Annotated in this window: 13 protein-coding genes; 6 read left to right on the top strand and 7 right to left on the bottom strand. The window is 61.2% G+C overall.

What is annotated here, in order from left to right; all coding sequences use genetic code 11:
- Positions 1–38 precede the first annotated feature (38 nt).
- The gene (locus tag NKH57_RS22760) at positions 39–590 is read right to left on the bottom strand and encodes a sigma-70 family RNA polymerase sigma factor (RefSeq protein WP_023757381.1); all 552 of its coding nucleotides are present in this window, start codon (positions 588–590) and stop codon (positions 39–41) included.
- Between the two features lie 3 nt (positions 591–593).
- The gene (locus NKH57_RS22755; RefSeq protein WP_352947480.1) at positions 594–797 is read right to left on the bottom strand and encodes a NepR family anti-sigma factor; all 204 of its coding nucleotides are present in this window, start codon (positions 795–797) and stop codon (positions 594–596) included.
- Between the two features lie 222 nt (positions 798–1,019).
- Here NKH57_RS22755 and NKH57_RS22750 point away from each other — a divergent pair, with 222 nt between their 5' ends.
- The 5 genes from NKH57_RS22750 to NKH57_RS22730 all read left to right on the top strand — a co-directional run bounded on the left by NKH57_RS22750 (position 1,020) and on the right by NKH57_RS22730 (position 4,303).
- A complete protein-coding gene (locus tag NKH57_RS22750; RefSeq protein ID WP_023757383.1) occupies positions 1,020–1,814 on the top strand; it encodes a response regulator in 795 nt (264 codons plus the stop codon).
- A gap of 251 nt (positions 1,815–2,065) precedes the next feature.
- Positions 2,066–2,230 (top strand): DUF1328 domain-containing protein, encoded by a 165-nt coding sequence (locus NKH57_RS22745; protein ID WP_006203859.1) that lies wholly within the window; start codon positions 2,066–2,068, stop codon positions 2,228–2,230.
- A gap of 187 nt (positions 2,231–2,417) precedes the next feature.
- Positions 2,418–3,449 (top strand): sensor histidine kinase, encoded by a 1,032-nt coding sequence (locus NKH57_RS22740; protein ID WP_352947476.1) that lies wholly within the window; start codon positions 2,418–2,420, stop codon positions 3,447–3,449.
- A gap of 344 nt (positions 3,450–3,793) precedes the next feature.
- On the top strand, positions 3,794–3,925 hold the full coding sequence (locus tag NKH57_RS22735; protein WP_352947473.1) for a hypothetical protein: 132 nt from the start codon (positions 3,794–3,796) through the stop codon (positions 3,923–3,925).
- Between the two features lie 132 nt (positions 3,926–4,057).
- Entirely contained in the window at positions 4,058–4,303 is a 246-nt protein-coding gene (locus tag NKH57_RS22730; RefSeq protein WP_352604741.1) for a YMGG-like glycine zipper-containing protein, read from the top strand.
- Positions 4,304–4,397: 94 nt separating this feature from the next.
- Here NKH57_RS22730 and NKH57_RS22725 read toward each other — a convergent pair whose 3' ends face one another.
- The 4 genes from NKH57_RS22725 to xylF form a co-directional block, all read right to left on the bottom strand.
- Complete coding sequence (locus tag NKH57_RS22725) at positions 4,398–6,044, bottom strand: CHASE domain-containing protein (RefSeq protein WP_352947470.1); 1,647 nt, start codon at positions 6,042–6,044, stop codon at positions 4,398–4,400.
- Between the two features lie 152 nt (positions 6,045–6,196).
- Entirely contained in the window at positions 6,197–6,997 is an 801-nt protein-coding gene (locus NKH57_RS22720; RefSeq protein WP_352828366.1) for an ATP-binding cassette domain-containing protein, read from the bottom strand.
- A gap of 95 nt (positions 6,998–7,092) precedes the next feature.
- Positions 7,093–8,424 (bottom strand): sugar ABC transporter permease, encoded by a 1,332-nt coding sequence (locus NKH57_RS22715; RefSeq protein ID WP_023757390.1) that lies wholly within the window; start codon positions 8,422–8,424, stop codon positions 7,093–7,095.
- A 144-nt stretch (positions 8,425–8,568) separates the two neighbouring features.
- Positions 8,569–9,609: a D-xylose ABC transporter substrate-binding protein gene (gene xylF, locus NKH57_RS22710; RefSeq protein ID WP_352486460.1), complete on the bottom strand. Its 1,041-nt coding sequence runs from the start codon at positions 9,607–9,609 to the stop codon at positions 8,569–8,571.
- Between the two features lie 269 nt (positions 9,610–9,878).
- Here xylF and NKH57_RS22705 point away from each other — a divergent pair, with 269 nt between their 5' ends.
- On the top strand, positions 9,879–11,123 hold the full coding sequence (locus NKH57_RS22705; RefSeq protein WP_023757391.1) for an ROK family protein: 1,245 nt from the start codon (positions 9,879–9,881) through the stop codon (positions 11,121–11,123).
- Positions 11,124–11,259: 136 nt separating this feature from the next.
- On the opposite strand, the gene NKH57_RS22700 is transcribed toward NKH57_RS22705, so the two are convergent.
- Positions 11,260–12,579: an HlyD family type I secretion periplasmic adaptor subunit gene (locus NKH57_RS22700; RefSeq protein ID WP_352947465.1), complete on the bottom strand. Its 1,320-nt coding sequence runs from the start codon at positions 12,577–12,579 to the stop codon at positions 11,260–11,262.
- Between the last annotated feature and the right edge of the window lies 1 nt (position 12,580).

Raw genomic sequence — 12,580 nt, 5'->3', positions numbered from 1 at the left:
ATATCCCGACCTTGCGGATTGCGGCTGGCGATCGCAGGTCAACTGGCCGGCGTGCCCGTGACCTGGGCAGAAATCGCATCCGGACCATACTCGTCTTCGCCTGATATTTTCAGAATCTCCTGCAAGCGTGTGCGGGCCCGGCTGACCCGGCTCTTGATCGTCCCGACCGCGCATCCGCAGATCTCGGCGGCCTCTTCGTAGGAGAAACCCGACGCACCGATAAGGATGATGGCTTCGCGCTGGTCCTCTGGCAATTGTTCGAGGGCGCCGCGAAAATCCTTCAGGTCGAGCTGGCCATGCTGGGCCGGATGAACGGAAAGCCTGGCCGTCATGATACCGTCGCTGTCTTGCACCTCGCGCCCGCGTTTGCGCATCTGCGAATAGAATTCATTGCGCAAGATGGTGAAAAGCCATGCTTTGAGGTTGGTACCGGGCTGGAAGCTCTCATGCTTGTCCCACGCCTTGACCAGCGTTTCCTGGACAAGATCGTCCGCTTTGTCGGCATTCTGCGTCAGCGACACGGCAAAAGCGCGCAAGCTCGGGATCGCCCCAAGCAGATCGGTCTTGAAGCCTTGGGAGACCGCTGCCATGCCTCAGTCCTTCTTCTGCGCAGGTTCGGCCCGTTCCAGTTGGCTGAGCAACCGGGCGAAGCGATCCGGCACATCGTCAGAGACCAGTTCGTCGTAATATTGTTTGAGTTTGCGTCCGATTTCGGAGTTCGGTCCAAGCGCGTCACCGGAACCGTTCCGGCGCCTGCCCGCGGCGCCAGCCAGAATATCTTTCGTCATATCCTTCATTTTGCCCTTATATTCCAGAAACCAAGCCGCTCACAACGGACTCGACAACGCAAGCGGCCCCCTTCGTCTGGTTGCCCCATCCCCGTTCCAAACGCTCTCTTCCCGCATTAGTTCCATCAGGGCCGGGAACTTTTTCTCAGGACCGGCGTTGTTTGACTGGGCTTGCAATCGGCTCGATCTGCCATCTATGCAACCACGTCATTCTGAGGGAGACGTACTATCATGAGCTTATCTGCCACCATCGCACCACACCTGCCGTTCCTGCGCCGCTTCTCGCGGGCCGTTTCCGGATCGCAGGAAAGTGGCGACGCCATGGTCGCCGCGATGCTCGAAGCCATCATAGCCGATATCGACATCTTCCCTGAGGCATCGAGCGACCGTATCGCACTGTACAAGGTTTTCGCCAAGCTGTTCACATCGGTCGCCATCCGCGTCCCGCAGGAGCACGCGCAATCGGCGTGGGAACAGCGGGCCGCCGCCAATCTGAATGCGATTGCGCCGCTTCCCCGTCAGGCCTTCCTGCTCGTCGCCGTCGAAGGTTTCAGCGAGGACGAGGCGGCAGAGATACTCGATGTCGGCGACCAGGAATTTTCAGAGCTGCTGGCGCAGGCTAGCAGCGAGATTTCTCGCCAGGTGGCCACCGACGTACTGATCATCGAGGATGAACCGCTGATCGCAATGGACATAGAGGAAATGGTCGAGAGCCTCGGGCACCGCGTCGTCGGAACGGCGCGTACCCATGACGAGGCGGTGACGATGTTCGGCAAGACACGACCGAAGATGGTGCTGGCCGACATTCAGCTTGCCGACGGCAGTTCGGGTATCGAGGCGGTGAACGAGATCCTGTCGTCGACGTCGGTGCCGGTGATCTTCATCACCGCCTTTCCCGAGCGTCTGTTGACCGGCGAGCGTCCCGAACCGGCCTTTCTGGTCACCAAGCCGTTCAATCCCGACATGGTCAAGGCGCTGATCAGCCAGGCGCTGTTCTTCGATCGCCAGGCGAAAGCCGCCGCATAGTCGGGAATTGAGGAGTGGATGAATTGAAGAATTGACGAACCCGAGGCGATAGCCTCGCTCGCCGATTTTCTCCATATCTTCAATTCATCAATTCTCCAATTCGTGCCGCCTGATGCACGCATCGGGCGGCAACGGCAAATTTCCCCGCGCCCCCAGCTCCGAACGATTTGCAAGCATCGTCTTTTTCGGCAAAGGGTGGAACAAACCGCATCTACCCACGTTTTCATCGCACCATTCGAAGGAGATGGATCATGCTTTACTGGGCGCTCGTATTTCTCGTCGTGGCAATCATCGCCGGCGCGCTTGGTTTCGGCGGTATCGCCGGTACATCTGCTGGCATAGCGCAGATATTGTTTTTCATCTTTCTCGCTTTCCTGATCATTTCGCTTCTTGCGGGTCTGTTCAGACGGGCGTGAGGACCGAGCGATCATCGAGCGAACACTGGAAGCCGCACCCCTCAAACGGTTTCCAGTCACCGCCGGGCGGTATCCTTCAAAGGGCACCGTCCGGCGGACCGCTTTTGGAAGCTCGTTTCGGGAAATCTCCTGTGGAACCCATTCAAGAGTGAGCCGTTCAGCCTGAGTTGGGTGGACAGATTGGTCGATGCGTTCCAGAATCGGAAATAGAGAGAACGATGTGCAAAGCGATGAAGTCATCGCCTTGCACCCTGCCGAAAACGGCATGCAGCTTGGTCGGGCTCTTCTCCACGCTTTGCACAATGCAGGCATTTCCGTTCTCTATCAGGATCGCGAGATGAGGACCGTATGGGCGCGCAACATGCGTGCGCCCTGGGTTTCCGATACCGCCGACAGCAATGGCATCCTGCCGGCGGCGCAGGCAGACCGCATTGGCGCGGCCAAACGCGACGTCATTGCATCCGGCAACCCGCAACATCTCGAGATCAGCGTTCCCGCCGAGGATGGCATCCGCTGGTTTCAAGTCTGGATCGATGCCGACCACGGCGATGGCGGCACGGTGCAAGGCGTCGTCACCACGATGGTCGAGACGACCGAGCAGAAACGCCGCGAGCAGACCCTCACGACGCTGTTGCGTGAAGTCAGTCATCGCTCGAAGAATCTGCTGGCGATCATTCAAAGCATAGCCACCCAGACCGGGCGCTACTCCGACGGCATCGGCGATTTCCTGACACGCTTCCGCGGCCGGCTGCAATCACTGGCTTCATCCCAGGATCTCGTGACCTCCTCCAATTGGCGGGGCGCCGCACTTCGCGAACTGGTGTCGGGCCAGGTTGGCCGCTACGGCGGGGATCCGGTGCGCAGCCTGCGTTTTCAGGGGGCAAACCCCTATCTCAATCCCAACGCTGCCCTGCATATCGGCCTCGCCATGCATGAACTCGCCGTCAACTCGGTGAGCTATGGCGCCCTGTCGCGGCCGAATGGGTTTGTCGAGGTTACAGCCAGCCTGACTCCCGACGACACCGGGACCTCCCTGTCTCTGACGTGGGCCGAGACGATCGGAGCCAACGACAACCAGCGTAGCGAGAAGCGCTTCGGCAGCGTCGCACTCGAACGGGTTGTGCCGGCATCGCTGAACGGCACGGCGACGCTCGAAATCGCGGCTGATCGCCTCGAATACCGCCTTGTTGTTCCGCATGGCAATTTCGAGACGGAATGAGCGACCGGCGTTTGCCGGATCCTTAACTGGCTGTTCACCATAAAAGTGGATGCTGTTTTTCCCAGATACCGCTGGAACCTGTTGCATTGCCGGACATTTCCGCGGCAGGAACTTGCAGCCCGAGGCGTCCGTACTGAAGCCTCCTGTCCCTCAGACCTCACAGCCCTTCTCGCCCTAGGTCTGGCTGCGGTCACACTCGCAGTCGTGCTCTTCCAACTGGCCTACTGATAGTCTGCGCCCCGCGCGCCATGCCCTCCATCCTTATGAGTCGCGAAGCTGCCGTGCAGGAACCCTGCCGAATGAGGCCGTTACTGTGGCAAGAGTGATTTGGGACCGATGAGTCGATGGTCAGGAGCAGGCTCGGAATATCGGGGCTTTCGGTCGATCCGGCTCCGGAAGACGATTATGACCAGATCATCTGGAATGTGCGTTTCGACGGCACTGTCGATGCTTCCCTGGCGATTCCAGCGTCGTGATAGCGTCGAACATGGTACGCCCAGAAAAAGACTCTCTTCACCAACAATAGATTGCAGCAGCAAAGGCCGCCGTTTCATGCTAAATGGTAGCTGGAGCTTGCTAAAGTGGGACACAAAGTGAGGAGTGACTCTATGCGGAAGATGATTATTGCCATGGTTGCGGTGGTGGCGGTCAGTGGCTGCACCTCGACCGAACAGGACGTGGTTGGCGGCGGCTTGATTGGCGCCGGTGTCGGCGGCTTGGTCGGCGGCAGCAAGGGCGCGCTGATCGGCGCGGCCGTGGGTGCCGGTTCCGGCCTGCTGGTGCGCAACCTGCGCAATGGCTATTGCCAGTATCGCGATCATCGCGGCCGGATCTACACGGCTCGCTGCAACTAGTTCGGCGATAATCGAAACGTTGGTCCGGAGACCGGTCCGCCGGCCTCCGGATTTTCGTTGTTTGGATGGTTGATTCTGCGCCTGGCGATCGCGCTCAGTTCGCCAGGGGGATTCTGATTTCCACGTTCAGCCCATTGGCCCGGTAATCGCGATGGATCGTGCCGCGCAATTCGCGCGTGACGTTAAGGTCTATCAGCTTGGTGCCGAATCCGGTCTTGGCAGGCGCTTCGAGTTTCTTCTGACCGGTTTCGCGCCAGTTGAGAGCCAGCGTCCTGTCACGCCCGCGTCCTTCGAGCGACCAGTCCACTTTCAGCGCCCAGTCCCCCTTGAGCGAATTGGCCGAATTGCCGGCTTCGCCGTATTTCAGCGCATTCGTCGCCAGTTCGTGAAAGATCAAGCCGAGCGCTTGCGTCGTGTTTTCGTCGAGCAGCACCTGCGGCCCTGACAACAGCCCTTCGGGCAGCTCCTTGCCGAACACCTGGCCAAGCTCGATGCGCAAGAGATCGGCAAGATCTGCCTTTTGCCAGCGCGAGCGCGTCAGCATGTCCTGGGACGCCGCCATCGCCTGGAGCCGGGCCGAGAAGGATGCGGAAAACTCATTGACGTCCGTGGCCCGCGAAGCCGTCTGGCGCGCGATCGCCAGCACCCTGGTGATCGAATTCTTGATGCGATGCTTCATCTCCTGCAGCATCAGGTCTTTTTCGAGCAGGCTCTTTTCCGTCGTCTCGTGCAAGCGCGCCGCCGCCTCATAGGCGCGCTCCTGGTAACGCGCGACCAGCGCGATGGCGCCCGCCAACAACAGGCCGAACAGCCCCAGCATCACCGGAATGGCGCGCGACGACGGCTGCGAGAAGGCGCTCGTCGGCCGGAACAAAACAGTCCATGGCCGCCCGGCCACAACGATCTTGCGGGTGACCAGCAGCCTGTCGCCGAATGTCGAAGCCGGTGGCGTTTCCGACCGGAACAGCAGATTGTCGCCGTTCACCGCGCCGTCGCCGTCGTAGATTTCCGTGTTGACCGGCAGCAGCGGCGATCGACTGAGCGCGGTCTGGAACAGATCGCTGGTTCGAAAAGCCGCATAAAGAAAACCCGCCGTGGAGGATCTGGGCGCATCGATGGCATCGGGTGCCGTTTCGACATTGAGTCGCACGAAGACGAGGAAGCCGGTGAACGTCTGCGCGGCACCCGTCTCTTGGCCCAGTTGCACCAGCCCGCTGGCGTGCTGCCGGTCATCCAACATCGCCTTTTCAATCGCTGCGCGCCGCACCGGTTCACTGAACATGTCGTAGCCGATGCTGGCCTGGTTGGACGGGTCCAGCGGTTCGAACAGCACGACGGGGGTGCGCCAGGGCTGCGTGGTATCAGGATAGATTGGATGGTTGACGCCATGGTCGTACAGCATATCGCGTTCGACCGCCGTCTCGGCTCCAGCCTTTGCCAGCCTGAGATAGCCGATGCCGCGCAAGCCGGCAAAATTTCTATCGACATCGAGCGCTTTGAAGAACGCGTTGAACTCGGCGCCGGAAATATCGCCGTTGCGGGCATCGAACAGGGCCTGTGTCGAGCGTAGCAGCGACAAATGCAGGTCGATGCGGCTCTCGATCCGGTTGAGCGCGTCGTCGGCCGTCGCTTCGAACTTGATGCGGGCGGCCTCTTGCGTCGCGAAATAGGCGAACCCCGCCATCGTCATGCTGATCAGCGCGACGGCGATGAACGCGACGGTTGGAAAAAGCTTCTTCAACGGATGATGCGGTCCATGAGCATGTCGGGCCTTTTATGGGGAAGTCGCCGTGCCAATACAATGGCAAGGCCAAGCCATCCTGACGGCTGGCACATCGGATGGTCCGGACCCGGCACATTCCTCGGGTCAGGCGGCATCGCTACCGGCAAGCCTCAAGCGGCGATCTTCAGCGCGCCCGGTCCGGGAATGGCGCCGGGCGGGCATTTGCCCAAAATGATCATGCCGAGCACCTCATCCTGGGTCACGTCCGTAGTGCGGGCGGTGCCGACGACCTGGCCGTTCTTCATGACGCAGACCCGATCGGCAAGGTCGAATACATCGTGGATGTCGTGGCTGATCAGGAAGATGCCGATGCCGTCGGACTTGAGCTGCCTGACCAGTTCGCCGACCTGGGCCGTTTCCTGCGGGCCAAGCGCCGCCGTCGGCTCGTCCATGATAAGAATGCGCGCGTTGAACAGGATCGCGCGCGCGATCGCCACCGATTGCCGCTGGCCGCCCGACAGCTTGATCACCGGCTCCTTGAAGCGCTGGAAGCGCGGATTGAGCCGGCCCATCACCTTGCGCGCCTCGGCCTCCATGGCAACGTCGTCGAGCGTACCCCAGGCGGTCATCAGCTCCCGGCCGAGGAACAGATTGGCTGCGGCGTCGACATTGTCGGCCAACGCCAGTGTCTGATAGATCGTCTCTATGCCGTATTTCTTGGCGTCGCGCGGATTGGAGATAGCTGCCTCCTCGCCGTTGACGAAGATCTGGCCCGCATCGCGTTTGTAAGCGCCGGACAGGATCTTGATCAATGTCGACTTGCCGGCGCCGTTGTGGCCGAGCAGCGCCACGACCTCGCCGGGGAAAAGATCGATCGAGGCGTCGTCGACGGCGCGGATGCCGCCGAACGCAATTGAGATGTTGCGCATGTCGATCAGCGCGGTGTCCGCGGGGTCGATTTTGTCAGCCATGATCGTTTCTCCCGATAGTTCCTGCTTGAGCATGATCTCTGGACAAACGATTTCCGTTTGTCCGAGAAAACCGTTTTCACTTCTCGGGATCATGCTCAGACCCGCTTGCGATAGACGGTATCGAGCCAGACGGCGATGACCAGCACGGCGCCAACGACGATGCTCTGCAGCGGCGAGTCGATGCCGAGCAGCACCATGCCGGACTGCAGTGACTGCATGAGCAGCGCGCCGAGCATGGCGCCGAGCACCGTTCCGGAGCCACCGGCAAGCGAGGTACCGCCGATGACGGCGGCGGCGATCACCAGCAACTCATCCAACGTGCCCAGCGCATTGGTCGCCGCGTTGAGGCGGGCCGACGAGATCGCCGCGCTGATCGCGGCCAGCACGCCCATGATCATGAACACTTTCATGGTCACCCAGCGCGTGTTGATGCCGGCGAGATTGGCGGCCTCCGGATTGCCGCCGATGGCAAAGACGTAGCGACCGAAACGGGTGCGCCTGGTGATGAAGGTCATGACGATGCCGACCGCGACCGCCATCAGCACCGGTATGGCGACGCCGTGGGCGATGAACAGCCCACCTTCGGGAATGGTGATGCCGTTCTGCTGCGCATACTGGCGCACGATGCCGATTGGCCACGGATAGGAATTAGCGATCCAGACGGCCCCAAGGATGGCCGCACAGGTGACCACGCCGAGGAAGATCTCCGCCCAGACGGGCCGCAGTGGAAAGTTGAACCGTTTGCGCTGCGAGCGGCCGTTGAGCAGCGCGAAAGCGACAGCCACGCAAGCGACGACGCCGATGATCCAGCTGGCGGTAGCGCCGACCGAGCCCCGCGGCCCGCCGCCCATCAGCTGGAACGTGGCGTCAAGCGGCGCGACCGTGCGCCCGTTGGTGATCAGCCATGCCATGCCGCGCCAAACCAAAAGACCGCCCAGCGTCACGATAAAGGCAGGAACCTCAAGATAGGCGATGATGAAGCCCTGGAAGGCGCCGATCGCAAGGCCGAGCACCACACCGGCGGCCAGGGCGATGATCCAGAGCCAGGGATTTCCAAGTTGGAAGCCGATGACACGAATGAGGAATTCGGCTTGCGCCACGCCCATGATCATACCGATCACGCCTTCGACGGAACCAACCGAAAGGTCGATGTTGCGCATGACGATGACCAGCACCATGCCGGTTGCCATGATCGCGACCGAGGAGGTCTGCACCGACAGGTTCCAGAGATTGCGCGGCGTCAGGAACAGTCCGCCCGACAAGATGTGAATGCCAACCCAGATGACCAGCAACGCACCAACCATGCCAAGCATGCGCGTATCGAGTTCGGTTGCCTTGAGGAAGCGTCCGACAGTGCTCAGTTCGGACGCACGCGCCTGGTCTGCGGGGGTATTTGCAGCAGGTAGGTTGGACGTCGTGTCGGTCATGATTTCCTCCCAACCGGCGGGCCGTCTGACGCGAATACCGGAACCAGCCTAGAAGCTATCCGCGTGATGCGGAAACACAAATCTTTTTGAGAAAACGCCGCGGCTTTTGGGCCGCGGCGTTGAGAATGCAGAGAGAGCCCAGCTTTAGTTGCAGGCTGCGACGGTGCCGGCGGCGACGCCCGCGCAGACCTCGTCCTTCTTGATCCAGCCGGCGTCGATGACGACGTTGAGATTGTCCTTGGTGATGGCAACCGGGGTCAGGAACAGCGACTTGACAGTATTGCCGCCCGGCGTCGTGAAGTCCTTGGCGCCGGCAATGTCGCCCGTCTTCTTGCCATCGGCAAGTTGCGAGGCGATCTCGGCGGCATTCTTGCCGAGTTCGCGCGCATCCTTCCACACCGACACGGTCTGCGTGCCGAGGGCGATGCGGTTCAGCGCGGCGTGGTCGCCGTCCTGACCCGAGACCGGCACGGTGCCGGCCAACCCTTGAGCCGTCAGCGCCGCCACGACGCCGCCGGCGGTGCCGTCATTGGCCGCGACCACGGCATCGACCTTGTTGTCGTTGGCGGTCAGGAACTGTTCCATGTTCTTCTGGGCATTGGCTGGCAGCCAGCCGTCCGTATAGGCCTCGCCGACATTCTTGATCTTGCCGCTGTCGATGGCTTCCTTGAGCACTTCCATCGAGCCCGCGAACAGGAAGTCGGCATTCGGATCGGCACCCGAGCCCTTGATGAAGACATAGTTGCCTTCCGGCTTGACCTTGAACACTTCGCGGGCCTGCATGCGGCCGACTTCCTTGTTGTCGAAGGTCAGATAGAAGACGTCCTTGTTCTCGATCAGCCGGTCATAGCCGACGACCGGAATGCCTTCGTCCAGCGCCTTCTGTACCGCCGGGCCGATAGCCGAGGCATCCTGCGCCAGGATGATCAGCGAATTGGCGCCCTGCGAGATCAGGCTCTCGACATCGGTAAGCTGCTTGCCGGGATTGGACTGCGCGTCGGCGGAGATGTACTTGTCGCCGGCTGCCTCGATCGCCGTCTTCATGGCGGCCTCGTCGGTCTTCCAGCGCTCTTCCTGGAAGTTGGACCACGAAACGCCGATGACCTTGTCCTTCGCCTGCGCGACCGACGCGAGCGTCAGCGACATGGCGACACCCGCCAGGATGGCGGCTGTGAATCTTTTCATATTATCCTCCCTGCGCCGCGTATGGCGCGACCAAACTGACCCTAAGGCCGGCACAAAGGCTCTATTTTTTCGAGCCTCGAAAAAATACTGATCCAACACCCGAACGCTGTCAACATCGATTCTGAGGGATTTTGATGTGTCTGCGAATTTTTTTCGAGCTCCGGAATAAATAAATGACAGGCCGGGCGGCTTCTGCCAGTATTTGACAGCGTTGCCGACAGCGTTCGAGGGGACGGAGAACCGCGGCGACCGGGAGGACTTGAACAGACATGTCGGTCGGAATCCGCCACGACGATTTGCGCCGGCGCAACCGGGCGATGGTGATCGCCGCTGTCCGCCGCGCCAGACAGCCTTCACGCACCGAGATCGCCGCAACCACGGGCCTCAGCCACTCGACCATATCGGCGATCTCCTCCGACCTGATCGGTGAAGGCATCCTGACAGAAAGCAAGCCAAGCGAGGCCGGCTCGCTCAAACGTGGCCGGCCCCAGGTCGGGCTCAGCCTCAACCCGGAAGCGGCAGCGGTGATGACCGTGGTGCTGTCGCTGAATTTTCTCTCCGTCGCCGTCATCGACTATGCGGGCCAGGTGATATCAGAGGAACAGCGCCGGCTGGACACGTTGACCATAGCGCGCGACGCGCTGATCGGCGAATGCACGGCAATCGTGCGGCGTCGTTTCGAAGATCCCGATCTTGACGTTCACAGGATCGCCCGCATCGCGCTGGCGATCCAGGGCATCACCGACACCCGTGCTCGCGCCATGCTGTGGTCGCCAATCACGCCGCACACCGATATCGCCTTCGCCGACATCCTCGAAGACGAGTTCGGCATCCCCGCCACCATGGAGAACGACTGCAACATGATGGCGATCGCGCTGCGCTGGCGCGATCCCGATCGCTACCGCAACGATTTCATCGCCATCCTTTTGTCGCACGGCATCGGCATGGGCCTGGTGCTGAAAGGCGAATTGTTCACCGGCACCCACTCGTCGGGCGGCGAGTTCGGTCATATGATCCATCGGCCGAACGGCGCGCTCTGCCGCTGCGGACGGCGCGGCTGCGTCGAGGCCTATGCCGGCAACTACGCCATCTGGCGCAATGCAAGGCAATTGGGTGAGGACGCGGAACCCGTCGCCGATGTCAGCGACGCCGACATGCGCTCGCTGGCGGCTGTGGCCCGCGAAAGTGACGGGCCCGAACGGGAGGCCTATCGCAAGGCCGGCGAAGCCCTCGGCTACGGTCTCGGCAGCCTTTTCGCGCTGATCGATCCGGCGCCCGTCGCCATGGTCGGCGTCAGCGCCGCCGCCTTCGACCTGATCGAGCCGGCATTGCGCAAGGCCATCGCCCAGACCGCCGGCGGCCAGCATTCCGAATGGATTTCCTTCGAGGCCGAGCCGAACGAACTGCCGCTGATCCGCGAAGGCTGCGCCATGCGGGCACTGACCTTCGTCGACCAGGAGATTTTTGCGCCAGGTGTGCTGGCGAGAGGGAGCGCCGGAAAGAGTGTCGCGTGAGACCAGGGTCAAAAGCCAATAATTGTGAACAGCCGAGTTCGACGCTAGGCGGAAGTTAGCACGTCCTCGGTTGAACTCTCACAGCCAAGTCCCTTGCAGTCATTGCTGCGCCGATCGATTGCGCGGTCCGCGACATCTACCGCTCCGTGAAAGCGCGAGCGAAGGAATCGCGCATCGGCCGTGCGAGATACTCGAAAAAGCTCCGGTCGCCAGTACTTATGAACGCTTCTACCGGCATTCCAGGATAGAGCTGCTCCGCTTTCACGCCGGGCGGCAAGGCGGAGGCAATTTTCAGCTTCGCGCGGAAATACGCTTCATGCGTAACCTGGTCGATGAGCCGGTCTGCGGAAACCTGTGTCACGATGGCTGAAATCTCAGGCGTGAGCCGCATGTTCAACGCTGATAGTCGCAGTCTTGCCGGCTGGCCGACACGAACCTGGTCGATGTCTTTCGGCGGCAGCCGTGCATCGACGACCAGACCCGATGTCGTAGGCAGAATCTCCATGATCTTCTCGCCGGGGGCAATCACGCTGCCCTTGGAATTATAGGTGGACGACACCACGATGCCCGCTGCCGGTGCCTTGATCGTCGTCCGCCGCAGCACTGCCTCGGACGCCCGCATCTGTTCGTCGATGTCGGCCAGCGAAGACCGTACCTCGTCGAGCTTCGTCAGGGCTTCCTCCACGCGTTGCGTGGTCAGGCGCTCGATTTGCTCCTGGGCTTCGACGATCTGGGTGTTGGCCGCTGCAAGATTTGCCTCCAGCGCCCCTGCCTGCCCGACGAGATCGGCTTCGCTGCGCAAAAGCTGCGAATATTCAGTGCGATTGGTGAGGCCTTTGTCCAGCAGATTGGTCTTGATGCCGAGCTCTTTCTTCACCACTTCGGCCTGTTGCTGGACGGCCAGTTTCTGGGCTTGCAATCCGACGACAGACTGGCGATGCATGGCAACCCGCTGCGCGAGGATCGATTGTTCCGATCGAAACCGGGCGAGCCTGGCATTGAATTCCTTCTGCTGTTCTCGAACCAGAATCTCGAAATCGTCCTGGAACGGTGCTGGCGCGGCCCCCGTGATTGGCGCAAGCTGGTCCAATCCGTCGCGTTCCGCCTCCAGCCGCGAGGCGCTCGCCTTCAACGCGATCGACTGTCTCGTCAGCCGGTTGAGCTCGGCTTGCGCGGCCGTTCTATCCAGCAGGATCAGATCCTGGGCCTGCTGCACGCGATCGCCTTCATGGGCGAGCAACTCTTGAATGATACCGCCCTCAGGATGCTGAATGAGGATGTTTCCGCCTGTCGCCGAGATTGTGCCTTGCGTGATGACCGCGCCGGACAACGGTGCACTGACCGCCCAATAGCCAAAACAACCTATCAATATCGCTGTTGCCGCATATCCGGCGAAAGCCACCCGCCGGATGTCGGTGCGCGCTTTGCCTTCCCAGACGAGACTCTGTGCTGCCATC

The organism is Mesorhizobium sp. M1050 (genome assembly GCF_040318715.1).
Classification (GTDB): domain Bacteria; phylum Pseudomonadota; class Alphaproteobacteria; order Rhizobiales; family Rhizobiaceae; genus Mesorhizobium.
Note: the sequence above shows the minus strand (reverse complement) of the source record. Positions and strands in the feature narration are given on the sequence as shown.

Bases quoted from the DNA above. Each gene is read 5' to 3' on its own strand.
- NKH57_RS22760 (WP_023757381.1), bottom strand. From the start codon at position 590: ATGGCAGCGGTCTCCCAAGGCTTCAAGACCGATCTGCTTGGGGCGATC.
- NKH57_RS22755 (WP_352947480.1), bottom strand. From the start codon at position 797: ATGAAGGATATGACGAAAGATATTCTGGCTGGCGCCGCGGGCAGGCGC.
- NKH57_RS22750 (WP_023757383.1), top strand. From the start codon at position 1,020: ATGAGCTTATCTGCCACCATCGCACCACACCTGCCGTTCCTGCGCCGC.
- NKH57_RS22745 (WP_006203859.1), top strand. From the start codon at position 2,066: ATGCTTTACTGGGCGCTCGTATTTCTCGTCGTGGCAATCATCGCCGGC.
- NKH57_RS22740 (WP_352947476.1), top strand. From the start codon at position 2,418: ATGCGTTCCAGAATCGGAAATAGAGAGAACGATGTGCAAAGCGATGAA.
- NKH57_RS22735 (WP_352947473.1), top strand. From the start codon at position 3,794: ATGGTCAGGAGCAGGCTCGGAATATCGGGGCTTTCGGTCGATCCGGCT.
- NKH57_RS22730 (WP_352604741.1), top strand. From the start codon at position 4,058: ATGCGGAAGATGATTATTGCCATGGTTGCGGTGGTGGCGGTCAGTGGC.
- NKH57_RS22720 (WP_352828366.1), bottom strand. From the start codon at position 6,997: ATGGCTGACAAAATCGACCCCGCGGACACCGCGCTGATCGACATGCGC.
- NKH57_RS22715 (WP_023757390.1), bottom strand. From the start codon at position 8,424: ATGACCGACACGACGTCCAACCTACCTGCTGCAAATACCCCCGCAGAC.
- xylF (WP_352486460.1), bottom strand. From the start codon at position 9,609: ATGAAAAGATTCACAGCCGCCATCCTGGCGGGTGTCGCCATGTCGCTG.
- NKH57_RS22705 (WP_023757391.1), top strand. From the start codon at position 9,879: ATGTCGGTCGGAATCCGCCACGACGATTTGCGCCGGCGCAACCGGGCG.
- NKH57_RS22700 (WP_352947465.1), bottom strand. From the start codon at position 12,579: ATGGCAGCACAGAGTCTCGTCTGGGAAGGCAAAGCGCGCACCGACATC.